The 21,693-nt window shown below is 73.5% G+C and carries 17 protein-coding genes, 2 pseudogenes and 1 riboswitch; of the genes and pseudogenes, 6 read left to right on the top strand and 13 right to left on the bottom strand.

What is annotated here, in order from left to right:
* Positions 1–13: 13 nt before the first annotated feature.
* From ABD52_RS00585 to ABD52_RS00565, 6 genes are all read right to left on the bottom strand, one after another.
* Entirely contained in the window at positions 14–751 is a 738-nt protein-coding gene (locus ABD52_RS00585) for an amino acid ABC transporter ATP-binding protein (RefSeq protein WP_013476488.1), read from the bottom strand.
* Positions 748–1,518: an amino acid ABC transporter permease gene (locus ABD52_RS00580; RefSeq protein WP_013286754.1), complete on the bottom strand. Its 771-nt coding sequence runs from the start codon at positions 1,516–1,518 to the stop codon at positions 748–750. The genes ABD52_RS00585 and ABD52_RS00580 overlap by 4 nt, the downstream gene beginning before the upstream one ends.
* A 38-nt stretch (positions 1,519–1,556) precedes the next feature.
* Positions 1,557–2,411 (bottom strand): ABC transporter substrate-binding protein, encoded by an 855-nt coding sequence (locus tag ABD52_RS00575; protein WP_047890415.1) that lies wholly within the window; start codon positions 2,409–2,411, stop codon positions 1,557–1,559.
* Positions 2,412–2,519: 108 nt separating this feature from the next.
* Positions 2,520–2,645 carry a hypothetical protein gene (locus ABD52_RS41350; RefSeq protein WP_255352827.1) on the bottom strand — a complete coding sequence of 42 codons (126 nt, stop codon included), beginning with the start codon at positions 2,643–2,645 and terminating at the stop codon, positions 2,520–2,522.
* 33 nt (positions 2,646–2,678) lie between these two features.
* A riboswitch (SAM riboswitch) is annotated at positions 2,679–2,789 on the bottom strand.
* A 55-nt stretch (positions 2,790–2,844) separates the two neighbouring features.
* Positions 2,845–3,495 carry a hypothetical protein gene (locus ABD52_RS00570; RefSeq protein ID WP_013286751.1) on the bottom strand — a complete coding sequence of 217 codons (651 nt, stop codon included), beginning with the start codon at positions 3,493–3,495 and terminating at the stop codon, positions 2,845–2,847.
* A gap of 108 nt (positions 3,496–3,603) precedes the next feature.
* Positions 3,604–5,079, bottom strand: a complete 1,476-nt coding sequence (locus ABD52_RS00565; protein ID WP_047890416.1) for an NAD(P)/FAD-dependent oxidoreductase — start codon at positions 5,077–5,079, stop codon at positions 3,604–3,606.
* 181 nt (positions 5,080–5,260) lie between these two features.
* On the opposite strand from ABD52_RS00565, the gene ABD52_RS00560 reads away from it, so the two are divergent.
* Positions 5,261–6,505 (top strand): hypothetical protein, encoded by a 1,245-nt coding sequence (locus tag ABD52_RS00560; RefSeq protein WP_047890417.1) that lies wholly within the window; start codon positions 5,261–5,263, stop codon positions 6,503–6,505.
* A gap of 76 nt (positions 6,506–6,581) precedes the next feature.
* On the opposite strand, the gene ABD52_RS00555 is transcribed toward ABD52_RS00560, so the two are convergent.
* Positions 6,582–9,131 carry a hypothetical protein gene (locus ABD52_RS00555; protein ID WP_047890434.1) on the bottom strand — a complete coding sequence of 850 codons (2,550 nt, stop codon included), beginning with the start codon at positions 9,129–9,131 and terminating at the stop codon, positions 6,582–6,584.
* Positions 9,128–10,462: an SWIM zinc finger family protein gene (locus tag ABD52_RS00550; RefSeq protein WP_047890418.1), complete on the bottom strand. Its 1,335-nt coding sequence runs from the start codon at positions 10,460–10,462 to the stop codon at positions 9,128–9,130. Before ABD52_RS00550 ends, ABD52_RS00555 begins: the two co-directional genes overlap by 4 nt.
* A gap of 59 nt (positions 10,463–10,521) precedes the next feature.
* Between ABD52_RS00550 and ABD52_RS00545 the strand changes: the two genes are divergently transcribed.
* Both ABD52_RS00545 and ABD52_RS00540 read left to right on the top strand, forming a co-directional pair.
* Positions 10,522–11,064: a GNAT family N-acetyltransferase gene (locus ABD52_RS00545; RefSeq protein ID WP_013286746.1), complete on the top strand. Its 543-nt coding sequence runs from the start codon at positions 10,522–10,524 to the stop codon at positions 11,062–11,064.
* A 37-nt stretch (positions 11,065–11,101) separates the two neighbouring features.
* On the top strand, positions 11,102–11,512 hold the full coding sequence (locus tag ABD52_RS00540) for a hypothetical protein (protein ID WP_047890419.1): 411 nt from the start codon (positions 11,102–11,104) through the stop codon (positions 11,510–11,512).
* Between the two features lie 45 nt (positions 11,513–11,557).
* Here the strand turns inward: ABD52_RS00540 and pgi (ABD52_RS00535) are convergent, their stop codons facing one another.
* Positions 11,558–13,192: a glucose-6-phosphate isomerase gene (pgi, locus tag ABD52_RS00535; RefSeq protein ID WP_047890435.1), complete on the bottom strand. Its 1,635-nt coding sequence runs from the start codon at positions 13,190–13,192 to the stop codon at positions 11,558–11,560.
* A 247-nt stretch (positions 13,193–13,439) separates the two neighbouring features.
* On the opposite strand from pgi (ABD52_RS00535), the gene ABD52_RS00530 reads away from it, so the two are divergent.
* Both ABD52_RS00530 and ABD52_RS00525 read left to right on the top strand, forming a co-directional pair.
* Positions 13,440–15,377 carry an ABC transporter ATP-binding protein gene (locus tag ABD52_RS00530; RefSeq protein WP_047890421.1) on the top strand — a complete coding sequence of 646 codons (1,938 nt, stop codon included), beginning with the start codon at positions 13,440–13,442 and terminating at the stop codon, positions 15,375–15,377.
* Between the two features lie 77 nt (positions 15,378–15,454).
* Positions 15,455–16,108, top strand: a pseudogene (locus tag ABD52_RS00525) (aldo/keto reductase); the annotation flags it as partial.
* On the opposite strand, the pseudogene ABD52_RS00520 reads toward ABD52_RS00525, so the two are convergent.
* Both ABD52_RS00520 and ABD52_RS00515 read right to left on the bottom strand, forming a co-directional pair.
* A pseudogene (locus tag ABD52_RS00520) lies at positions 16,099–16,752 on the bottom strand (aldo/keto reductase); the annotation flags it as partial. The pseudogenes ABD52_RS00525 and ABD52_RS00520 sit on opposite strands and share 10 nt — an antisense overlap.
* A gap of 77 nt (positions 16,753–16,829) precedes the next feature.
* Positions 16,830–18,767, bottom strand: a complete 1,938-nt coding sequence (locus ABD52_RS00515; protein ID WP_047890420.1) for an ABC transporter ATP-binding protein — start codon at positions 18,765–18,767, stop codon at positions 16,830–16,832.
* Between the two features lie 247 nt (positions 18,768–19,014).
* Between ABD52_RS00515 and pgi (ABD52_RS00510) the strand changes: the two genes are divergently transcribed.
* The gene (gene pgi / locus ABD52_RS00510) at positions 19,015–20,649 is read left to right on the top strand and encodes a glucose-6-phosphate isomerase (protein ID WP_047890435.1); all 1,635 of its coding nucleotides are present in this window, start codon (positions 19,015–19,017) and stop codon (positions 20,647–20,649) included.
* Positions 20,650–20,694: 45 nt separating this feature from the next.
* Here pgi (ABD52_RS00510) and ABD52_RS00505 read toward each other — a convergent pair whose 3' ends face one another.
* The gene (locus tag ABD52_RS00505; RefSeq protein ID WP_047890419.1) at positions 20,695–21,105 is read right to left on the bottom strand and encodes a hypothetical protein; all 411 of its coding nucleotides are present in this window, start codon (positions 21,103–21,105) and stop codon (positions 20,695–20,697) included.
* Positions 21,106–21,142: 37 nt separating this feature from the next.
* The gene (locus ABD52_RS00500; protein WP_013286746.1) at positions 21,143–21,685 is read right to left on the bottom strand and encodes a GNAT family N-acetyltransferase; all 543 of its coding nucleotides are present in this window, start codon (positions 21,683–21,685) and stop codon (positions 21,143–21,145) included.
* Positions 21,686–21,693: the final 8 nt, after the last annotated feature.

The following is a 21,693-nucleotide window of genomic DNA, read 5'->3' as shown; positions in this document are numbered from 1 at the left end:
GGCCGCAGGTCCGTCAGAGCACCTGGGACAGGAAGCGCCGCAGCCGCGGGTGCTCCGGCGCCTCGAACACCGCCTCCGGTGGCCCGGCCTCCAGCACCACGCCCGCGTCCATGAACGCCACCGTGTCGGCGACGCTGCGCGCGAACCCCATCTCGTGGGTGACCACGACCATCGTCATCCCGGCGGCGGCCAGGTCCGCCATCACCGCCAGTACGCCCTTGACCAGCTCCGGGTCCAGCGCGCTGGTCGCCTCGTCGAACAGCATCACCTGCGGGCGCAGCGCGAGCGCCCGTGCGATGGCGACGCGCTGCTGCTGGCCGCCGGAGAGCTGCGCGGGCCGCGCGTCCGCCTTGCCGGCCAGGCCGACCAGGTCGAGCTGGGCGCGGGCCAGCGCCACCGCCTCGTCCTCGCTCAGCTTCTTGAGCTTGCGCAGCGCCAGCGTGATGTTGCGCAGCACGCTCAGGTGCGGGAACAGGTTGAACTGCTGGAACACCATGCCGATGCGCTGACGCAGCGCGTCCGGGTCGTCGCGCAGCACGCTGCGCCCGTCCAGCAGCACGTCACCGCGGTCCGGCTCGATCAGCCGGTTGATGGTGCGCAGCAGCGTCGACTTGCCGGAGCCGGACGGGCCGATGACGCAGGCCGCGCGGCCTCGGGCCACGTCGAGGTCCGCGCCGCGCAGCACCCGGTGCGCGCCGAAGGCCAGGTGCACGTCGCGGACGGCCAGGCTGACCGAGGTCGTGGTGGTCATCGCGGGTCCTTCCCGGACGGGGTGAGGTCGGCCGGCTCGGTGTCGGGCTCGGGCGGCGCGGCGGGGCGGCCCTGCCGCAGGCGCCGGTCCAGCCAGTTGACCGCGTGGGTCAGCGGCACGGTCAGCACCAGGTAGAACAACCCGGCCAGCAGCAGCGCGGACTGGTTGCCGGTGTTCGCCGCGTAGTCCTGCCCGATCCGGAACAGCTCCCGCTGGCTGGCCAGCAGGCCGAGGAAGTAGACCAGGCTGGAGTCCTTGATCAGCGCGATGAGCTGGTTGACCCAGGCGGGCAGCACCCGGCGTACTCCCTGCGGGATGATCACCAGGCGCATCGCCTCACCCCACGAGAAGCCGAGCGCCCGCGCGCCCTCCAACTGGGCGGCCTCGACGCTCAGGATGCCCGCCCGGAAGATCTCACCGAGGTAGGCGGCGGCGATCAGGGACAGCGCCAGCACGCCGAGCGGATAGGGGTTCGGGCCCCACACCTGCATGCCGAGCGGCGCCAGGCCCACGCCGATGAGCAGGATGGTCGCCGCGGCCGGCAGGCCGCGGAACACGTCGGTGTAGACCCGCGCCGGCCACCGCAACCATCGGGTACGCGAGATGCCGGCGACGGCCAGCAGCATGCCCAGCACCGAGCCGAGCAGGGCGGCGGAGACCGCCAGGGTGAGCGTGTTGGGCAGCCCGACGGTGAGCATCTCGGGCAGCGCCTCGCGCATCGAGTCCCAGTCGAAGAACGTCTCCCACAGCGTGCTCAGTGGATCCATGTCCGCTCCGTCCGCCCCGCTCGTGCTCGGTTACCGGTTCAGGAGGCGGCCGACGGCGACGGCACCGCCACCGACCCGCTGCCCGGCTTGAAGTCGGCCGGGACCGGCCGCCCCGGGTAGTACTCGGCCTGCAGGCGGCTCCACGTGCCGTCGGCGATGACCTCGTCGAGGCCCTTGTTCAGCGCCTCGCGCAGCTTGTCGTCGCCCTTCGCCACCGCGTACGCGGTAGGGGTGGGGCTGAGCTGCTTCGCCGCGACCTTGATCTTGCCGTTGCTGTCGGCGGCGGACTTGTCGCCGATCTCGGCCGGGGCGATCCAGGCGTCGGCGGTACCGGCCTTGAGCTGGTTGATCGCGCTGTTGTAGTCGGGCACCCGCACCGGATCGAGGTTCTGCTTGGTGGCGTAGTCGTCCTGCACGGTGCCCTGGACCACCACCACGCGCTTGCCGGCGAGCTGGTCGAAGCCGGTGATCGGTGAGCCGGCCGGCACGTCCAGGCCGAAGTAGCCGAAGTCGTAGCCGTTGCCGAAGTCCACTGTCTTCTTCCGCGCCTCGGTGACCGTGATCGAGGAGCTGCCCACGTCGAACTTGCCGCTGTTGACCTGGGCGAGCAGGCCGGAGAAGTCGGTGCCGACGAACTCCACCTTCAGGTCGATCTTGGCGGCCACGGCGCGCAGCAGCTCGTTGTCGAAGCCGGTGAACTTGCCGTCCTTCAGGAAGACGTTCGGCGGGGCGTCGGTGAGCGTGCCGGCGCGGATCACGCCGGGCTGGAGCAGGCCGTACGGGTTGTCGGCCGCGGTGGTGTCGTCGTTGCCGCAGGCGGTGAGCGCGGTGACGGCGAGCAGGGCGGCCGCGCCGACGGCGACGGCACGGGTCAGGACGGTACGGAAACGCACGATGTCTCTCCAGAGTGGATGGACGCGCGGGGTGCGCGTCGGCGCCGGCCCGCCGGACGGACACCGGGCCGGAGAAGGGTGGATCGGGGAAAGGAGGGTGGCGTTCGCTCAGCGCGCGAGGCGACAGGCGTCGCTGCACACCCGCATCAGGTGGACATGGCGGCGCTTGACCAGCGCGAAGCGGGCCGGGTACGCGGCGACGTCGCCGGATGGGGTGGAGGGTGGTGCGGACATCGGTCTCCCTGGTCTGTTGCTGACCTGGGTGCCAGGCCACGCTTGCACCGGCGGCTGCCGGTGCCTGGTCTTCACCCGGGGCACCCCACCGCGGAGGAGGGTTGCCGGCCAGCGAGCCGGGGCTTCGCGCTGGCGCTCATGACCTGCCCAGAAGGCTAGCAGCACTGCCGCGGCGGTCGTCCAGCGGTTATGACCACCCTCACGCGCCGGGGCCTTCAGCCGGTTCCGTTCCGGCCGGACCGCGGAGCCGGTCCTCGATGTCCGGGATGACGAAGCAGATCTCCAACGTCTTCAACTCGGCCCAGAACCGCAGCACGACGCTCCGCCAGGCGGCGCCACCCGCGACGGCGAGCAGAGCCGGCCCGGCGAGGACCGCCGCGGTCCCGCCGAACCCGCGACCGGCTTCGACAACGGCCAGGACCGCGCCGAGAAGCAGCGGCACCGTGGCGTTCCGCATCATCAGCCCGATCGCCCGCATCCGTGTCGCCTCGGCGGCCACCTCCCGGTTGTGCAACTCGGCCGCTGCGAGCAGCACCCCCCAGGGCGCGGTGAGCATCCGCGAGCCGGCCGCGCCGAGGGCCTGCTCCGCGAACACCCGGCGGGCGTCGAATCGGCCCCAGTTCCAGAACGGCAGTGCCCGGTCGACGACACGACCGAGGCCGTACGTGGCGTTGCCCAGCACGTAGGCGAGCAGCAGGGCCAGGAGCAGGAGCAGCGGCGTGGGCTGCCGGCTCAGGTCGTCCAGCCGCACCCAGTCCTGCCGGACCGCGAGGTAGGCGGACAGCGTGAGGTAGAGCGACCCGGGGGTGAGGTAGGTGAAGAGGTCGAAGATGCCGATGCTGAAGGTCATCAGTCCTCGCAGGGCCCGGAGGTGGCGACGCCGGAAGGGTGCCGCTCCCGGTCCACGCTAGGTGACCGGCACAACGCCGCCCGTCACGACCACCTCACGCCCGGGGCCTCACCGCCGGGCCGGGACGACCGGCGCGTCCCGGCCGGTGCCGTGCCGCGACGGGCTGCGCTGCTCGTGGTAGTCCTGCTCGACGTTGACGGTCCAGACGTCGTGCTCCGCGCCGTGCGCGATGTTCTCCGCGGTCAGCATCGCCGTCAGCATGGAGTGGTCGGCGTTGTTGTACCGGTGCATGCCGTTGCGGCCGACCGGGTGCACGTTCGGCACGTTCGCTGCGAGCCAGTCCCGGATCACGTCGACGTTGCGCTGGTACCGCTCGTCGTAGACCGGGTACGCCTTCGGCATCCGGACCACGTAGCCCGCCTCCACGCACCCGGGCTTGACCAGGCCCAGCCGTTCCAGCTCGGCGGTGGCGAACGCGATCAGCTCGGCGTCCGGCGTCCGCCACATCTCGTCGCCCTCGAACACGAAGTACTCCAGCCCCAGGCAGGTCCGCCCGTCCTTCACCAGGTACGGCGACCAGGAGCCGAAGTTCTGGATCCGGCCCACCCGGGCCGCCGGGTCGTGCACGTAGATCCAGTTGTCCGGGAACGAGAACTCCTCCGGCACCACCAGCGCCACGGTCAGGAAGTCCCGGTACCGCAGGTCGTCGGCGGCGGCCCGCACCTCGGGCGGCGCCTCCGGGCGCATCGCCCGCACCAGCGCGGAGATCGGCATCGAGGAGATCACGTGCGCAGCCGGCTCGGTGCGCGCCCCGCCCGCGTCGGCCACCGTCACGGCGGTGGCCCGCCGCGCGGCCGGATCCCGCTGCACCTCGGTCACCCAGACGCCGGTACGAACGGTGCCGCCGCGCTTGGCGACCTCCTCGGCGCAGCGCTCCCACATCATCCCGGGGCCGTGCTTCGGGTACTGGAACTCCTCGATCAGGCTGGTCACGTCGGTGCGGTTGCGCCGGGGCAGCAGCGCGTTGCGCATCGCCGTGGCCAGCGACAGGTTCTTGATCCGCTGGGCGGCCCAGTCGGCCTGCAACCGGTCCGCCGGCATCCCCCAGACCTTCTCCGTGTACGTCTTGAAGAAGATCGAGTAGAGCCGCCAGCCGAACCGCGCCGACACCCACCCCTCGAAGTGCGACTGGTCCTTCGGCGGGCGCAGCCGGGCCCGGCCGTACGAGCCCAGACAGCGCGCCGCCTCCAGCAGGCCGAGGTTGCGCAGCGCGTTGCCGGCGCTGAGCGGGTAGTCGAACAGCGCGCCCCGGTAGTAGATCCGGCTCATCCGTGGCCGGAGCAGGAAGTCCTCGTCGGGGAGGATCTCGTGCCAGAAGTCCTCGACCCGGGACACCTTGGTGAAGAAGCGGTGCCCGCCGATGTCGAAGCGCCAGCCGTCGCGCTCCACCGTCCGGCTGATCCCGCCCACCACGTCGTCGGCCTCGTAGACCCGGACCGGCTCGCCGTGCCGCAGCAGCTCGTACGCGGCGGTCAGCCCGGCCGGCCCCGCCCCGATGATCACGGTCCCGTCGCCGTCGCCCATGCCGTACGCGCCCCCCGCCTGCCGATGCGGCAGCGCGCATACCCACCCTGACGGCTTCCTCACCTGCCGATCAGCGCCGATCCGCGACGGCTGCGCCGGGTGTGGACCGGTCCGGACGGGGAACGCGCACCGGGTTTTGCGGCCGGGCGAGTCGGCCCGAGGGCCGGACGGTGGGAGCGCGATGGCGGACGAACGGCGGGTCGACCCCGGCGGCGGGGCGTGCGCCGGGCGTACCCGGTGGTGGTCGCGGGGAGTCTCGGTCGCCCGCCGGCTGCCCGAGCCGTGGGGATTCGTGCTCGCCGTCTTCGTCGGTTCGAAGCTCGTGCTCAGCCTGATCGGCGTGCTGGTGCTCACCGCCTGGGGCGGAGTGCCGGGCGCGCCGCCGGCCGACGAGACCGCGATGCGGGCCCAGCAGGACGCGATCTCGTCCCACCGTTGGTTCTCGCTCTGGTTCGCCTGGGACTCGTTCCTCTACGAGCACCTGGCCCGGCTGCCGCTGGACCGGCCCTGGCCCGACTTCGGCTTCCCGCTGCTGTACCCGTTCCTGGCCCGGCCGCTCGCGCCGCTGCTCGGCGGGCACACCGCATGGGCGCTGCTGCTCGTGAGCAACGTGGCGCTGGTGTTCCAGCTCTACTACGCGTACCGGCTGGGGGGCCGGCTGCTCGGCGGCGCGGGAGCGGCCGACGGCCGGCGAGCGGTCCGGTACCTGCTGCTCCTGCCGACGGCGTTCCTGTTCCAGGCGGCGCTGACCGAGTCGCTGTTCGTCTGCCTCGCGCTGGCCGCCTTCTGGTACGCCGAGCGGAGCCGCTGGCTGCTCGTCGGCGTCGTCGGCTACTTCCTGGCGATGAGCCGCTCGGTCGGCTTCCTCGTGGTGGTGCCGCTGGCGCTGGTGCTGCTGCGTGAACACGGCTGGCGGGCCGGACCCCGGGCGTGGCCGCGGCTGCTGCGACAGGGCTGGCCGCTGCTGCTGGTCCCGGCGGGCTGGCTGACGTTCATGGCCTTCTGCCGCTGGCAGAGCGGCGACTGGTTCGCCTACCAGCACGCCCAGGAGACCGGCTGGGGGATCCGGCTGCAGAACCCGATCGCGACGGCCGCGTCCGCGTTGACCGGCGGCAACTCGGCCGACGCGCTGCGGGTCTGGATCGCGGTGGCGACGCTGGCGGTGGCGGTCGTCGGGCTGCGCCGCCGCGCCGACTGGCCGTACCTGGTCTACACGCTCGTCATGGTGCTGGTGCCGCTGTCGATGGGGCCGCCGGTGTACAAGAGCCTGCTGCGCTATCTGCTCGCCGCCTTCCCGGTCGCGTTCGTGCTGGCCCGCTGGTCGCGGCGGCCCGGCCTCGACAGCTGGCTCACCGCCGCGCTGGCGCTGCTCCAGGGCGCGTTGTTCGCGGTCTGGCTCACGTACTGGACCCACCTGATCATCTGACCGCCGTGGCTTTGGCCGTGGGCGCTGCCCGGCGGTTGACACCCGACGACGCCAGCCCGTGCGACGACGTGCCGGCTCAGGCGGCCAGGGCGGCGGTGAGCCGGCGGGCCTCGGCGACGAGCCGGCTGCCGCCGCCCCGGGCCACCACGTCGGCCAGCCCCGGTACCTCGATCCGCACGCCCGTCGCGGTCGCCGTGTCCGCCGCCAGCGCCAGCAGGTCCGGCGTGCCCCGGGGCGGCGTCGGCGCGCCGAGCAGCGGCGGCAACGCCGCGGCGAGAAGCCGCCACACGCTCAGCGGGGCGCCCGCCGCCACCGCGTCGCGCAGCGGCGTGACCGCCCGGGTCAGCGTCACCTGCCCGCCGGCCGCCAGCGCGCCGAGGTGCCCGCCGGTCGCCGGCGCGTCCAGGTCACCGGCGGCGGCCAGGATCAGCACCGCGTCGAGCGTGGCCACCCGGTCCGCCTCGTGGCGGGCGCACAACCCGTAGGCCAGCGCCAGATCGAGGGCCGGTCCGCCCGCGCCCGTGCACTCGGCCAGCACCGGCAGGGCGGCGGCGTGCCCGAGGGTGTCCTCCTGCGCCGCGCCGGCCACCTCGGGCAGCAGGTGCGCGGCGACCACGCCCCGGTGGCCGGGCAGGACGGCCGGCCAGACGTCACCCCAGCCGTCGGTCCACCGGCCGATCGGCGTGGGCGTCAGGGTGAGCAGGCCGAGCCGGTCCTCGACGCCGTCCGGCGGGGTGAGCGCGACGAGCGTCCGGCCCTCGGGCAACTGGTCGTAGCCCCAGTCGTACCCGGCCGACCGCGCCCGCCGGCCCACCGTCACCACCTGCTGCGCGGGGGCCGGCACGGCGTCGCCGCGCAGCCAGCGGGCCAGCTCGTCACCAGCCGGCGTGCGCAGCGCCGCGGCGCGTTCGGCCAGCGGCCCGTCGACGCCGGCCGGCAGGCGCAGCAGAGCCTGCGCGAGATCCCAGCGCCACACCGGACGGTCACCCAGCGCCGCCAGCCGTTCGTAGAGTGCCACCGGCTCGATCGCCCCGGTGACCGAGGTCGGCGCGGACAGCAGGCCCGGATCGTCGCGGCCGTCCAGCCGCTGCCCGATCTCGGCCAGCCGGGTGCAGGCGAGCTGGACGGGCGCGGGCCGGCGTGTGGCCGGAACCGGCGGACCACCCCGGAACGGGAGCGGCGCGCGCGGGCGGGACTCGGCCAGCAGCGTGCTCCACTGGTCGCGGCGGGTCGCCGCCTCGGCCTCGCCGCAGACGGCCAGCAGGAGCCCGTGCATCTGGACCGAGCGGTTGAACACCGACCAGGGATGGTCGTACGCGCCGACCCGCTCGCGGCGCACCACAGGCAGGAGCGCCGCCGCGAGCCGTTCGCGGTCGGCGGTGCCGAGCCGGACCAGCCCGTCCATGACGCGTTCCGCCGTCAGCGCGGGCCAGCGTCGGCCGAGCGACGCCGCGACCTCCTCCACCAGTTCGTCCACGTCCTGGATCGGCGGCGGCGCGGCCGCTGCCGGCAGCGGCGGCGGCAGGTCGTCGCGGGCCTCGGCCACTGAGGCGACGGCCACCGGCCGGTGACCGTGGCGCTGCGCCAGCGTCAGCGCGCGCTCACGCAGGCCGGCGTCCGGATGGCCGGCCGCCACGGCGAGCACCGCACCGATCTCCGGGGCCCGGTCCGGGTGCTGCCGGGCCAGCCGGTCGAGCCAGGACACCTGCGCCCGGACCAGCGCCTTCTCCGGCCGGGCCAGCACCGTCCGGGCGGCCTCCCACAGCGCCTCGGGCTCGGCGACGTCACCGGCCTGCCGCAGCGTCCGCTGGGCGGCGCGGGCCACCGGCCCCGGCCCGTCGGCGAGCAGCCGCAGATAGGCGCTCGACCGCACCGCCACCTCGTCCGGGGTCGGCGCCAGCAGGTCGTGCAGGACCAGGAACGGGCGCAGCGCGCCCGGCCGGTCGCCGCGCAGCAGCCGGCCCAGGACGCCGTTGAGCAGGACCGCCCGGTCGAGCCGGCCCTCCGCCGCCAGCGCCACCAGCGCCCGGGGCACCGCCTCCGTGCCCGTACCGTCGCCGCGGGCCAGCTCGGTGCCCACCCCGTCCACCTCGAACAGGCGCGGCAACAGCGCGTCGAGGAACGGGTCCGCGCGCAGCCGGTCCACGGTCGGCGGTCGCGTCCCGCGTGGGTCCGGCCAGCCCTGCGCGGCGGCCCAGCCTCGCACGAAGTCGTCCCCGGTCGGCGGCGGAGCCTTCTCGGCCGTCAGGAGGCCAGCGACGAACCGCCAGCCCGCGACCATCCGGTCCCGGGGGAGCCGGTCGGCCAGCTTGTACGCCACGTCGGCCAGCCAGGTCACCCCGCGTTCCCGGGCGACGTCGACCACCGGTGCCGCGTCGACGCCGTTCAGCCAGACCGAGCGGCGGCCGAGCAGCGCGGCCACCTTCGTCGGGGTGCTCAGCGTCCCCACCGCTGCGACCGCCAGCGTCGCCGCCTCGCCCTGCCACCACCAGGCGTCCCGCCTGCGGCGCACGTCGGCGACCAGCTCGTCGCCGAGTGCCCGCCGGGCCGGCTCGTCCAACCCGGCCAGGGCCGACCGGACCTGCGACATCCTGCCGCGCACCACCGCCTCGACGAAGCCGGTCACGACAGCGCCCCCACCGGCGCCGCGACCATCGACACGGCCAGCGCGTGCCTGCACGGCCCCCGCTGCCCGCGGTGCCGCGCCCACCAGCGGCAGGAACAGGAGTACGCGCCGTCCGGGTGCCGGCGTACCCGGTAGGTCTCGGCGTCGGTGCGTACCGTCGCGTTCTCGCCGTCGCGCTCGACGGCGCCGCGCTCGACGAGCGCACGCGCGCCGACCAGCCGCGGGTTGTCCCGCTCCGCGCGGCCCGCGTCGTAGGGCATCACCCGGTGGAAGTACGCCCCGTCCGCCACGTCGTACCCGACCCGCCCGGCGGTGCCCAGCTGGGCGAGCGCGGCACGCACCCGCTCGTCGGGCAGCGCGGCGGCGTCGGCCAGCGCGGCCACGTCGATCGCCGGATCCCAGTTGAGCAGCGCGCCCACCAGCTCCGCGTCGTCGACCACGTCGTCACCGGCGAGCGCCGCCAGGGCAGCGCCCTCACCGGAGAAACCCCGGTACGGCTCGGGGGACAGCGTCAGCGACAGCCGCAACGCCCCGGTGTCCAGCTCCCACGTGCTCGGCACGGCGGGGGAACCGGCGCGCACCGCCGGGCCGTACACCCGCAGGGTGCGCGCGTGCCGCAGCACGCCGCGCAGCGCCGCGAGCCGGCCCGCGCCGGCCAGGCAGACAGCGCCCGGCACCGGGCGGGAGGTCAGCCGCAGCGTACGCCCGGCGGGCACCGCCCACAGCACACTCCGGTCACCGGCGGCGGGCAGCCGGCGCAGGAACGCCGCCGCCTCCGCCGCCGCGATCTCGGCGCGCGGCTCGAAGCCGGCGGTGAGCACGTGCACCTCGGCGAAGCCGCGCAGCCAGCGGCCGGGCAGCGGCACCTTCCGCTCGACCACCGAGCCGTCCATGGTGGAGACGGTCAGGTCGTCCGGGCCGACCGCCACGTGCAGCGGCTCGATGCCGTCCACCCGGGCCAGCGCCTCCCGCAGCGGCGGGTTCACGTCCACGTTCGTGGTGCCGTGGCCGCTGATCTCCCCGTCCAGCCCGGCCGGCAGCACGTCCATCCGCGCGTACACCCCGCAGCAGCCGGAGAACGACTCGAACCGCAGGCGGCCGCGGCTGCCGGTCACCACCGGGTCCAGACTGGCCGGGTTGACCGGCTGGTGGTAGCGGGTGCGGGCCACCTCGGCGACGGCGAGCAGCCCGGCCGCCGCCGCGGCGGGAGCGGTGAGGAAACCGGCGAAGAAGCGCGGGTTGGCCGCCGGGCCGCCGCAGGTCTGCAGGTCGAGACCGGCGGCGCGCAGCGCGGACGGCTGAAGATATCGGTACGTCTGGACGGCGTTCACGGCGCAGACCGTAGAGGGACCGACCGACAAAAGCGCGACGGTCCTGCTAGCTTCCCCTGATGTTCGCCCACGCCCTCACCGACGACGCCGAGCTGCGTCCACTGTCGCCCTGGCACGCCGACGAGTTCCTGGCCAACCTCGACCGCTGCCGCGACCACATCTCGCCCTGGGTCGGCGCGTCCTTCGTCGCCACCGACGCCGAGTCGGCCCGCAAGGTCCTCCAGGCGTACGCCGACCGGTGGGCCCGCGACGACGGCGGCATCTGGGGCATCTGGCAGCGCGGCACGCTCGTCGGCGGCGTGCTGTTCGTGTCGCTGAGCACCGAACGCGGGGTGTGCGAGGCCGGCTGCTGGCTGGAACCCGGCGCCGAGGGGCAGGGCCTGGTCACCCGCGCCGCCCGCTTCGTCATCGACTGGGCGGTACGGGAGCGCGGCATCCACCGCGTCGAGTGGGTCACGAAGGCCGGCAACGACCGCAGCATCGCCGTCGCGCGGCGGCTCGGCATGAGCCGCGACGGCGTCATGCGCGGCGCCGCACCGACGCCCGACGGCCGCGCCGACCTGGAGGTCTGGTCCGTGCTGGCGCCGGAGTGGACCGCCTGACCGGGAAATTGTCGTACCCGGACGTGAACATCTGTCCATGGCTGTCCCCGCACTGGCCGACCGGTCCCCCCAGCCGCGCGCCCTGCCGCTGCGCGAGGTCCGCACCCGGCTCACCCAGCTCGTCTCCCTGGCCGAGCTGACCGACACCGTCACAGTCGTCACCCGCGACGGCGACCCCCGGCCGGTCGCCGCGATCGTGCCCGCGTCCGCCGCCCGCACCGGCGCCCAGGCCCGCGCCGACGCCGAACGCGTCGCCGCGATCAGCGCCGGCTGGGCCCGCCGCCTGGAGGAGCTGCACCGGCAGTCCAGCCGGCGGCACGCCGCCGAGTTGCGGGCGCTGGCCGACGCGCTCGCCGAGGCGTGGGCCGAACTGGACCGCCGCGCGCCGGCCGGCGACGCGGCGCTGGCCCGGCTGCGCGCCGCGCACGCCGATCTGCTGCGCCGCTGACCCGTGGCGTCCCGCCGGTCTACGCGGGACGCCATGGACGTGCGGTCAGCTCCGGCCGCGCTCGGCCCGGTAGCGGCGGATCAGCTCGGCGGTCGAGGTGTCCACGTCGGCCAGGTCCGGGTCCGGCCCGGTGAGCTTCCGCGCGAGCTGGTTGGCCATCACCTTGCCCAGCTCCACACCCCACTGGTCGAAGGCGTTGATGTCCCAGATCGCGGCCTCGGTGAACGTGATGTGCTCGTAGAGCGCGATCAGCTGACCCAGCGTCGCCGGGGTGAGCTTCGGCGCCAGGATCGAGGTGGTCGGGTGGTTGCCCGCCATCACCCGGTGCGCCACCACCTCGGGCGCGGTGCCCTCGGCCTCCACCTGCTCCCGGGTCCGCCCGAACGCCAGCGCGGCGGTCTGGGCGAAGAAGTTCGACATGAACAGGTCGTGCATGTCGCCCAGGTCGTGGTTGGGCCGGCTGAACGCGATGAAGTCCGCCGGGATCAGCCGGGTGCCCTGGTGGATGAGCTGGTAGAACGCGTGCTGGCCGTTGGTGCCCGGCTCGCCCCAGAAGATCTCCCCGGTCGGGTACGTCACGGGTGAGCCGTCGACGCGTACCGACTTGCCGTTGCTCTCCATGGTGAGCTGCTGGAGGTAGGCGGGGAACCGGTGCAGGTACTGCGAGTAGGGCAGCACCGCGTGGGTCTCCGCGCCGAGGAAGTCGGTGTACCAGACGTTGAGCAGGCCGAGCAGCGCCGGCACGTTGCGCTCCACCGGGGCGGACCGGAAGTGCTCGTCGACCGCGTGGTAGCCGGCCAGCATCTCGCGGAACCGGTCCGGCCCGATCGCCAGCATGACCGACAGGCCGACCGCGGACGGCAGCGAGTAGCGCCCGCCCACCCAGTCCCAGAAGCCGAACATGTTCTCCGGGTCGATGCCGAAGTCGCGGACCCGCTGCTCGTTGGTGCTGACCGCGACGAAGTGCCGGGCGATCGCGTCGTCGTCGGCGTCCAGCCCGGCCAGCAGCCAGCGCCGCGCCTGGTCGGCGTTGGCGAGCGTCTCCTGGGTGGAGAACGTCTTGGACACCACGACGAACAGCGTGCTCGCCGGGTCCAGGTCGGCGGTCTTGTCGTGGATGTCGGTCGGGTCGATGTTCGACACGAACCGGCAGCTGATGCCCGCGTCGCGGTACGCCTTCAGCGCCTCGTACGCCATCACCGGCCCGAGGTCCGACCCGCCGATGCCGATGTTCACCACCGTGGTGATCCGCTCGCCGGTGTGGCCCCGCCACGAGCCGGAGCGCACCCGCTGCGCGAACGCCGACATGCGGTCCAGCACGGCGTGCACGTCGGCGACCACGTCCTGGCCGTCCACGGTGAGCGACGCGTCCGCTGGCAGGCGCAGCGCGGTGTGCAGCACCGCCCGGTCCTCGGTGACGTTGATGTGCCGGCCGGCGAACATGGCCGCGATCCGGTCGGTCAGGCCGACCCGCTCGGCGAGCGCGCCGAGCAGCGCGATGGTCTCGTCGGTGACCAGGTTCTTGCTGTAGTCCACGTGCAGGTCGGCGACCTCACCGGTGAGCCGCTCACCCCGCTGCCCGTCGGCGGCGAACAGGTCGCGCAGGTGCGTGCCGCGCATCGCCTCGGCGTGCTTGCGCAGCGCCTGCCATTCGTCGGTGGTGGTGACGTCCACAGCCATCGGGTCGATCTTCTCCTTCACGACGGGCGGTCGGCCGGCGCGCGCCGGCGAACCCCACAAGCCTGCCACCCGGACCGGTCGCGCGCGACGCGACCCGGCGGCGACCACCGTGCGGGCGGGTCTTTCCGGTCACCGCCGCGGGACACGCCGTTGGGACGCCTGTACGACACGCCGGTTACTGAAAGACATATTTCGATAGCGGAACGTAGTATCCAGCGTTGCTGCCCGAACGCGTCGAGGGGGTGCCATGGCCGGGGTGATCCACCCTCGTCCACCGTCCGACCCGGAGGAGCCGGCGGGGGAGACGACCCTGCCCGAGCTGGTCGATCCGCACTGGATGCACCGGGCCACCGAGCTGGCCCACACCGGATTCTGGTCGGTGGCACGCCGGCTGCCCGCGTTGATCCGCGAGGCGATCACCCTCGCCTGGGCGACCAGCCGCCGGGACACCGCCGCGTCGCTGGGTCTCAACGTCGCCGCCGGTGTGCTCACCACGCTGGGCCTGCTCGCCACCACCGGAGTGCTCCACCAGCTGTTCGCCGCCGGCCCGACACCGGACCGCATCCGGGCGGCGCTGCCCGCCCTGACGCTGGCGGCGGCCGCCGTCGCCGGGCGCGGCGCGCTGACCATCGCCGCCGGATGGGCGCAGGCCCGGCTTGTACCGCAGATCAACTTCACAGTGGAGCGGCGGCTGTTCGAGACGACCTCAGCGGTGGAGCTGGCCGCCTTCGACGACGCCGGTTTCGCCGAGGAGATCGACCGCGCCCGCGACCGGGGACTGGTCGAGGCGGGCTCCCTGGTCAACGACACGGTCAACCTGGTCACCGGTGTGGTCGGCGTGATCGCCACGGCTACCGCGGTGACGATCATCCACCCGCTTCTGCTGCCCTGCCTGGTCGTCGCCGCCGCGCCGGAGGCGGTGACGGCGGTGCGGATGGCCCGCCGCCAGCACGTCGACTGGCTCGCCCGGATCACCCGGCGGCGACGCAAGTGGATGCTGGGCGACCTGATGGCCAACCGGCACACCGCGGCCGAGATCCGCGCGTACCAGATGCGCGACTTCCTGCTCTCGGAGTACCACCTCATGACGCGCCTGGAGACCCGCGCCGAGCTGCGCCTGGCCCGGGCGCAGACGATCACCCGGGCGATCGGCCTGTCCGTCACTGGGATCGCCACGTTCGGGCTCTACGCGGTTCTGGGGACGTTGCTCGTCGGGGGCGTGGTGGCGCTCGCGGCGGCGGCCACCGCGCTGCTCGCGCTCCAGTCCGCGCGTACGAGCCTGCGCACGGCGATCTTCGCCACCAACTCGCTCTACGAGGACGCCCTCTACTACCAGGACTACCGCGACTTCCTCGACCGGGCGACCCGGCGGATTCCGGCCGGCGGGCACCTGCCGGTCGACGGGTTCACGCGCATCGACGTCGAACGGGTCAGCCTGCGCTACCCGGACACCGACAGCGCGGCGGTCGACGAGGTCAGCCTCACGGTCCGGCGCGGTGAGGTGATCGCGCTGGTGGGGGAGAACGGCTCCGGCAAGACCACCCTCGCGAAGCTGATCGCCGGCCTGTACCGGCCCACCGGCGGCACGATCCGCTGGGACGGCGTGGACGCCGCCGAACTGGACCCACGGCAGACCGCCGCCCAGGTCGCGGTGATGAGCCAGGACTGGTGGAGGTTCCCGTTCACCGCCCGGCAGAACATCCGCGTCGGCCGCCACGACCGTGCCGGCGGGCCCGGGCCCAGCGTGGAGACCGCCGCCCGCGACGCCGCCGCCCACGACATGATCAGCGAGCTGCCGTTCGGGTACGACACGCTGCTGGACCGGCAGTTCAAGGACGGCCAGGACCTGTCCGGTGGGCAGTGGCAGCGGCTGGTGGCCGCACGCGGCCTCTACCGTGACGCCCGGCTGCTGATCTGCGACGAGCCGTCCGCGGCGCTTGACGCGCGTGCCGAGCACGCCCTCTTCCAGCACCTGCGGCGGCACCCGGACCGGGCCGTCGTGCTGATCACCCACCGGCTCGCCAACGTCCGGCACGCCGACCGGATCTTCGTGATGGACCACGGCCGGCTCGTGCAGTCAGGCGACCACGACACGCTGATGGCCCAGGGCGGGCTCTACCGAGAGCTGTTCGAGTTGCAGGCGGCCGGCTACCTCGCCGGCAGCGCGGAACCCGCCGACGGTTGACCTCCAGCGCACTCGAACTCCTACCGTGACCGGACCGCGCGCCACCCGGCTGGCGCGGTGCAACCCAGGGAGTTCACATGCGCTATCGCGTCCTCGGCGGCACCGGCATCGAGGTCAGCGTCCACTGCCTCGGCGCCATGATGTTCGGCGCGGTCGGCAACCCCGACCACGACGACTGCGTCCGGATCGTCCACAAGGCACTCGATCAGGGGATCAACTTCGTGGACACCGCCGACATGTACTCGGCCGGCGAATCGGAGGAGATCGTCGGCAAGGCCCTGCGCGGCCGCCGCGACGACGTGGTGCTCGCCACGAAGGTCCACTTCCCGATGGGGGAGGGGCCCAACCGGGGCGGCAACTCGCGACGCTGGATCGTCCGGGCGGTCGAGGACAGCCTGCGCCGGCTCGGCACCGACTGGATCGACCTCTACCAGGTGCACCGTCCCGACCACACCACCGACGTCGAGGAGACGCTCGGCGCGTTGACCGACCTGGTCCGGGCCGGGAAGATCCGCGCGTTCGGCTGCTCGACCTTCCCGGCCGAGGAGATCGTGGAGGCGCACCACGTCGCCGAGCGGCGGGCGCTCGGCCGCTTCCGCACCGAGCAGCCGCCGTACTCGATCCTGGCGCGCGGCATCGAGACGTCGGTGCTGCCGGTCTGCCGCCGCTACCGGATGGGTGTGCTGGTGTGGAGCCCGCTGGCCTCCGGGTTCCTGTCCGGCCGGTACCGGCCGGACAGGAACCCGGAGGCCAGCGGGCTCCACACCAGCACACCCATCCGGTAGCGGCGGCAGACCGGCAGCACCGACGTCTCGATGCCGCGCGCCAGGATCGAGTACGGCGGCTGCTCGGTGCGGAAGCGGCCGAGCGCCCGCCGCTCGGCGACGTGGTGCGCCTCCACGATCTCCTCGGCCGGGAAGGTCGAGCAGCCGAACGCGCGGATCTTCCCGGCCCGGACCAGGTCGGTCAACGCGCCGAGCGTCTCCTCGACGTCGGTGGTGTGGTCGGGACGGTGCACCTGGTAGAGGTCGATCCAGTCGGTGCCGAGCCGGCGCAGGCTGTCCTCGACCGCCCGGACGATCCAGCGTCGCGAGTTGCCGCCCCGGTTGGGCCCCTCCCCCATCGGGAAGTGGACCTTCGTGGCGAGCACCACGTCGTCGCGGCGGCCGCGCAGGGCCTTGCCGACGATCTCCTCCGATTCGCCGGCCGAGTACATGTCGGCGGTGTCCACGAAGTTGATCCCCTGATCGAGTGCCTTGTGGACGATCCGGACGCAGTCGTCGTGGTCGGGGTTGCCGACCGCGCCGAACATCATGGCGCCGAGGCAGTGGACGCTGACCTCGATGCCGGTGCCGCCGAGGACGCGATAGCGCATGTGAACTCCCTGGGTTGCACCGCGCCAGCCGGGTGGCGCGCGGTCCGGTCACGGTAGGAGTTCGAGTGCGCTGGAGGTCAACCGTCGGCGGGTTCCGCGCTGCCGGCGAGGTAGCCGGCCGCCTGCAACTCGAACAGCTCTCGGTAGAGCCCGCCCTGGGCCATCAGCGTGTCGTGGTCGCCTGACTGCACGAGCCGGCCGTGGTCCATCACGAAGATCCGGTCGGCGTGCCGGACGTTGGCGAGCCGGTGGGTGATCAGCACGACGGCCCGGTCCGGGTGCCGCCGCAGGTGCTGGAAGAGGGCGTGCTCGGCACGCGCGTCAAGCGCCGCGGACGGCTCGTCGCAGATCAGCAGCCGGGCGTCACGGTAGAGGCCGCGTGCGGCCACCAGCCGCTGCCACTGCCCACCGGACAGGTCCTGGCCGTCCTTGAACTGCCGGTCCAGCAGCGTGTCGTACCCGAACGGCAGCTCGCTGATCATGTCGTGGGCGGCGGCGTCGCGGGCGGCGGTCTCCACGCTGGGCCCGGGCCCGCCGGCACGGTCGTGGCGGCCGACGCGGATGTTCTGCCGGGCGGTGAACGGGAACCTCCACCAGTCCTGGCTCATCACCGCGACCTGGGCGGCGGTCTGCCGTGGGTCCAGTTCGGCGGCGTCCACGCCGTCCCAGCGGATCGTGCCGCCGGTGGGCCGGTACAGGCCGGCGATCAGCTTCGCGAGGGTGGTCTTGCCGGAGCCGTTCTCCCCCACCAGCGCGATCACCTCACCGCGCCGGACCGTGAGGCTGACCTCGTCGACCGCCGCGCTGTCGGTGTCCGGGTAGCGCAGGCTGACCCGTTCGACGTCGATGCGCGTGAACCCGTCGACCGGCAGGTGCCCGCCGGCCGGAATCCGCCGGGTCGCCCGGTCGAGGAAGTCGCGGTAGTCCTGGTAGTAGAGGGCGTCCTCGTAGAGCGAGTTGGTGGCGAAGATCGCCGTGCGCAGGCTCGTACGCGCGGACTGGAGCGCGAGCAGCGCGGTGGCCGCCGCCGCGAGCGCCACCACGCCCCCGACGAGCAACGTCCCCAGAACCGCGTAGAGCCCGAACGTGGCGATCCCAGTGACGGACAGGCCGATCGCCCGGGTGATCGTCTGCGCCCGGGCCAGGCGCAGCTCGGCGCGGGTCTCCAGGCGCGTCATGAGGTGGTACTCCGAGAGCAGGAAGTCGCGCATCTGGTACGCGCGGATCTCGGCCGCGGTGTGCCGGTTGGCCATCAGGTCGCCCAGCATCCACTTGCGTCGCCGCCGGGTGATCCGGGCGAGCCAGTCGACGTGCTGGCGGCGGGCCATCCGCACCGCCGTCACCGCCTCCGGCGCGGCGGCGACGACCAGGCAGGGCAGCAGAAGCGGGTGGATGATCGTCACCGCGGTAGCCGTGGCGATCACGCCGACCACACCGGTGACCAGGTTGACCGTGTCGTTGACCAGGGAGCCCGCCTCGACCAGTCCCCGGTCGCGGGCGCGGTCGATCTCCTCGGCGAAACCGGCGTCGTCGAAGGCGGCCAGCTCCACCGCTGAGGTCGTCTCGAACAGCCGCCGCTCCACTGTGAAGTTGATCTGCGGTACAAGCCGGGCCTGCGCCCATCCGGCGGCGATGGTCAGCGCGCCGCGCCCGGCGACGGCGGCCGCCGCCAGCGTCAGGGCGGGCAGCGCCGCCCGGATGCGGTCCGGTGTCGGGCCGGCGGCGAACAGCTGGTGGAGCACTCCGGTGGTGGCGAGCAGGCCCAGCGTGGTGAGCACACCGGCGGCGACGTTGAGACCCAGCGACGCGGCGGCGTCCCGGCGGCTGGTCGCCCAGGCGAGGGTGATCGCCTCGCGGATCAACGCGGGCAGCCGGCGTGCCACCGACCAGAATCCGGTGTGGGCCAGCTCGGTGGCCCGGTGCATCCAGTGCGGATCGACCAGCTCGGGCAGGGTCGTCTCCCCCGCCGGCTCCTCCGGGTCGGACGGTGGACGAGGGTGGATCACCCCGGCCATGGCACCCCCTCGACGCGTTCGGGCAGCAACGCTGGATACTACGTTCCGCTATCGAAATATGTCTTTCAGTAACCGGCGTGTCGTACAGGCGTCCCAACGGCGTGTCCCGCGGCGGTGACCGGAAAGACCCGCCCGCACGGTGGTCGCCGCCGGGTCGCGTCGCGCGCGACCGGTCCGGGTGGCAGGCTTGTGGGGTTCGCCGGCGCGCGCCGGCCGACCGCCCGTCGTGAAGGAGAAGATCGACCCGATGGCTGTGGACGTCACCACCACCGACGAATGGCAGGCGCTGCGCAAGCACGCCGAGGCGATGCGCGGCACGCACCTGCGCGACCTGTTCGCCGCCGACGGGCAGCGGGGTGAGCGGCTCACCGGTGAGGTCGCCGACCTGCACGTGGACTACAGCAAGAACCTGGTCACCGACGAGACCATCGCGCTGCTCGGCGCGCTCGCCGAGCGGGTCGGCCTGACCGACCGGATCGCGGCCATGTTCGCCGGCCGGCACATCAACGTCACCGAGGACCGGGCGGTGCTGCACACCGCGCTGCGCCTGCCAGCGGACGCGTCGCTCACCGTGGACGGCCAGGACGTGGTCGCCGACGTGCACGCCGTGCTGGACCGCATGTCGGCGTTCGCGCAGCGGGTGCGCTCCGGCTCGTGGCGGGGCCACACCGGCGAGCGGATCACCACGGTGGTGAACATCGGCATCGGCGGGTCGGACCTCGGGCCGGTGATGGCGTACGAGGCGCTGAAGGCGTACCGCGACGCGGGCATCAGCTGCCGGTTCGTGTCGAACATCGACCCGACCGACATCCACGACAAGACCGCCGACCTGGACCCGGCGAGCACGCTGTTCGTCGTGGTGTCCAAGACGTTCTCCACCCAGGAGACGCTCGCCAACGCCGACCAGGCGCGGCGCTGGCTGCTGGCCGGGCTGGACGCCGACGACGACGCGATCGCCCGGCACTTCGTCGCGGTCAGCACCAACGAGCAGCGGGTCCGCGACTTCGGCATCGACCCGGAGAACATGTTCGGCTTCTGGGACTGGGTGGGCGGGCGCTACTCGCTGCCGTCCGCGGTCGGCCTGTCGGTCATGCTGGCGATCGGGCCGGACCGGTTCCGCGAGATGCTGGCCGGCTACCACGCGGTCGACGAGCACTTCCGGTCCGCCCCGGTGGAGCGCAACGTGCCGGCGCTGCTCGGCCTGCTCAACGTCTGGTACACCGACTTCCTCGGCGCGGAGACCCACGCGGTGCTGCCCTACTCGCAGTACCTGCACCGGTTCCCCGCCTACCTCCAGCAGCTCACCATGGAGAGCAACGGCAAGTCGGTACGCGTCGACGGCTCACCCGTGACGTACCCGACCGGGGAGATCTTCTGGGGCGAGCCGGGCACCAACGGCCAGCACGCGTTCTACCAGCTCATCCACCAGGGCACCCGGCTGATCCCGGCGGACTTCATCGCGTTCAGCCGGCCCAACCACGACCTGGGCGACATGCACGACCTGTTCATGTCGAACTTCTTCGCCCAGACCGCCGCGCTGGCGTTCGGGCGGACCCGGGAGCAGGTGGAGGCCGAGGGCACCGCGCCCGAGGTGGTGGCGCACCGGGTGATGGCGGGCAACCACCCGACCACCTCGATCCTGGCGCCGAAGCTCACCCCGGCGACGCTGGGTCAGCTGATCGCGCTCTACGAGCACATCACGTTCACCGAGGCCGCGATCTGGGACATCAACGCCTTCGACCAGTGGGGTGTGGAGCTGGGCAAGGTGATGGCCAACCAGCTCGCGCGGAAGCTCACCGGGCCGGACCCGGACCTGGCCGACGTGGACACCTCGACCGCCGAGCTGATCCGCCGCTACCGGGCCGAGCGCGGCCGGAGCTGACCGCACGTCCATGGCGTCCCGCGTAGACCGGCGGGACGCCACGGGTCAGCGGCGCAGCAGATCGGCGTGCGCGGCGCGCAGCCGGGCCAGCGCCGCGTCGCCGGCCGGCGCGCGGCGGTCCAGTTCGGCCCACGCCTCGGCGAGCGCGTCGGCCAGCGCCCGCAACTCGGCGGCGTGCCGCCGGCTGGACTGCCGGTGCAGCTCCTCCAGGCGGCGGGCCCAGCCGGCGCTGATCGCGGCGACGCGTTCGGCGTCGGCGCGGGCCTGGGCGCCGGTGCGGGCGGCGGACGCGGGCACGATCGCGGCGACCGGCCGGGGGTCGCCGTCGCGGGTGACGACTGTGACGGTGTCGGTCAGCTCGGCCAGGGAGACGAGCTGGGTGAGCCGGGTGCGGACCTCGCGCAGCGGCAGGGCGCGCGGCTGGGGGGACCGGTCGGCCAGTGCGGGGACAGCCATGGACAGATGTTCACGTCCGGGTACGACAATTTCCCGGTCAGGCGGTCCACTCCGGCGCCAGCACGGACCAGACCTCCAGGTCGGCGCGGCCGTCGGGCGTCGGTGCGGCGCCGCGCATGACGCCGTCGCGGCTCATGCCGAGCCGCCGCGCGACGGCGATGCTGCGGTCGTTGCCGGCCTTCGTGACCCACTCGACGCGGTGGATGCCGCGCTCCCGTACCGCCCAGTCGATGACGAAGCGGGCGGCGCGGGTGACCAGGCCCTGCCCCTCGGCGCCGGGTTCCAGCCAGCAGCCGGCCTCGCACACCCCGCGTTCGGTGCTCAGCGACACGAACAGCACGCCGCCGACGAGCGTGCCGCGCTGCCAGATGCCCCAGATGCCGCCGTCGTCGCGGGCCCACCGGTCGGCGTACGCCTGGAGGACCTTGCGGGCCGACTCGGCGTCGGTGGCGACGAAGGACGCGCCGACCCAGGGCGAGATGTGGTCGCGGCAGCGGTCGAGGTTGGCCAGGAACTCGTCGGCGTGCCAGGGCGACAGTGGACGCAGCTCGGCGTCGTCGGTGAGGGCGTGGGCGAACATCAGGGGAA

The organism is Micromonospora sp. RV43, assembly GCF_001029515.1.
GTDB classification, from domain to species: Bacteria; Actinomycetota; Actinomycetes; order Mycobacteriales; family Micromonosporaceae; genus Micromonospora; species Micromonospora aurantiaca.
The sequence above is the reverse complement of the archived record's forward strand: the minus strand, read 5'-3'. Positions and strand labels throughout refer to the sequence as shown.

Excerpts from the sequence above, each read along its gene's own strand:
- ABD52_RS00585 (WP_013476488.1), bottom strand. The coding sequence starts at position 751 with ATGACCACCACGACCTCGGTCAGCCTGGCCGTCCGCGACGTGCACCTG.
- ABD52_RS00580 (WP_013286754.1), bottom strand. The coding sequence starts at position 1,518 with ATGGATCCACTGAGCACGCTGTGGGAGACGTTCTTCGACTGGGACTCG.
- ABD52_RS41350 (WP_255352827.1), bottom strand. The coding sequence starts at position 2,645 with ATGTCCGCACCACCCTCCACCCCATCCGGCGACGTCGCCGCGTACCCG.
- ABD52_RS00570 (WP_013286751.1), bottom strand. The coding sequence starts at position 3,495 with ATGACCTTCAGCATCGGCATCTTCGACCTCTTCACCTACCTCACCCCC.
- ABD52_RS00565 (WP_047890416.1), bottom strand. The coding sequence starts at position 5,079 with ATGGGCGACGGCGACGGGACCGTGATCATCGGGGCGGGGCCGGCCGGG.
- ABD52_RS00560 (WP_047890417.1), top strand. The coding sequence starts at position 5,261 with ATGGCGGACGAACGGCGGGTCGACCCCGGCGGCGGGGCGTGCGCCGGG.
- ABD52_RS00545 (WP_013286746.1), top strand. The coding sequence starts at position 10,522 with ATGTTCGCCCACGCCCTCACCGACGACGCCGAGCTGCGTCCACTGTCG.
- ABD52_RS00540 (WP_047890419.1), top strand. The coding sequence starts at position 11,102 with ATGGCTGTCCCCGCACTGGCCGACCGGTCCCCCCAGCCGCGCGCCCTG.
- pgi (WP_047890435.1), bottom strand. The coding sequence starts at position 13,192 with ATGGCTGTGGACGTCACCACCACCGACGAATGGCAGGCGCTGCGCAAG.
- ABD52_RS00530 (WP_047890421.1), top strand. The coding sequence starts at position 13,440 with ATGGCCGGGGTGATCCACCCTCGTCCACCGTCCGACCCGGAGGAGCCG.
- ABD52_RS00515 (WP_047890420.1), bottom strand. The coding sequence starts at position 18,767 with ATGGCCGGGGTGATCCACCCTCGTCCACCGTCCGACCCGGAGGAGCCG.
- pgi (WP_047890435.1), top strand. The coding sequence starts at position 19,015 with ATGGCTGTGGACGTCACCACCACCGACGAATGGCAGGCGCTGCGCAAG.
- ABD52_RS00505 (WP_047890419.1), bottom strand. The coding sequence starts at position 21,105 with ATGGCTGTCCCCGCACTGGCCGACCGGTCCCCCCAGCCGCGCGCCCTG.
- ABD52_RS00500 (WP_013286746.1), bottom strand. The coding sequence starts at position 21,685 with ATGTTCGCCCACGCCCTCACCGACGACGCCGAGCTGCGTCCACTGTCG.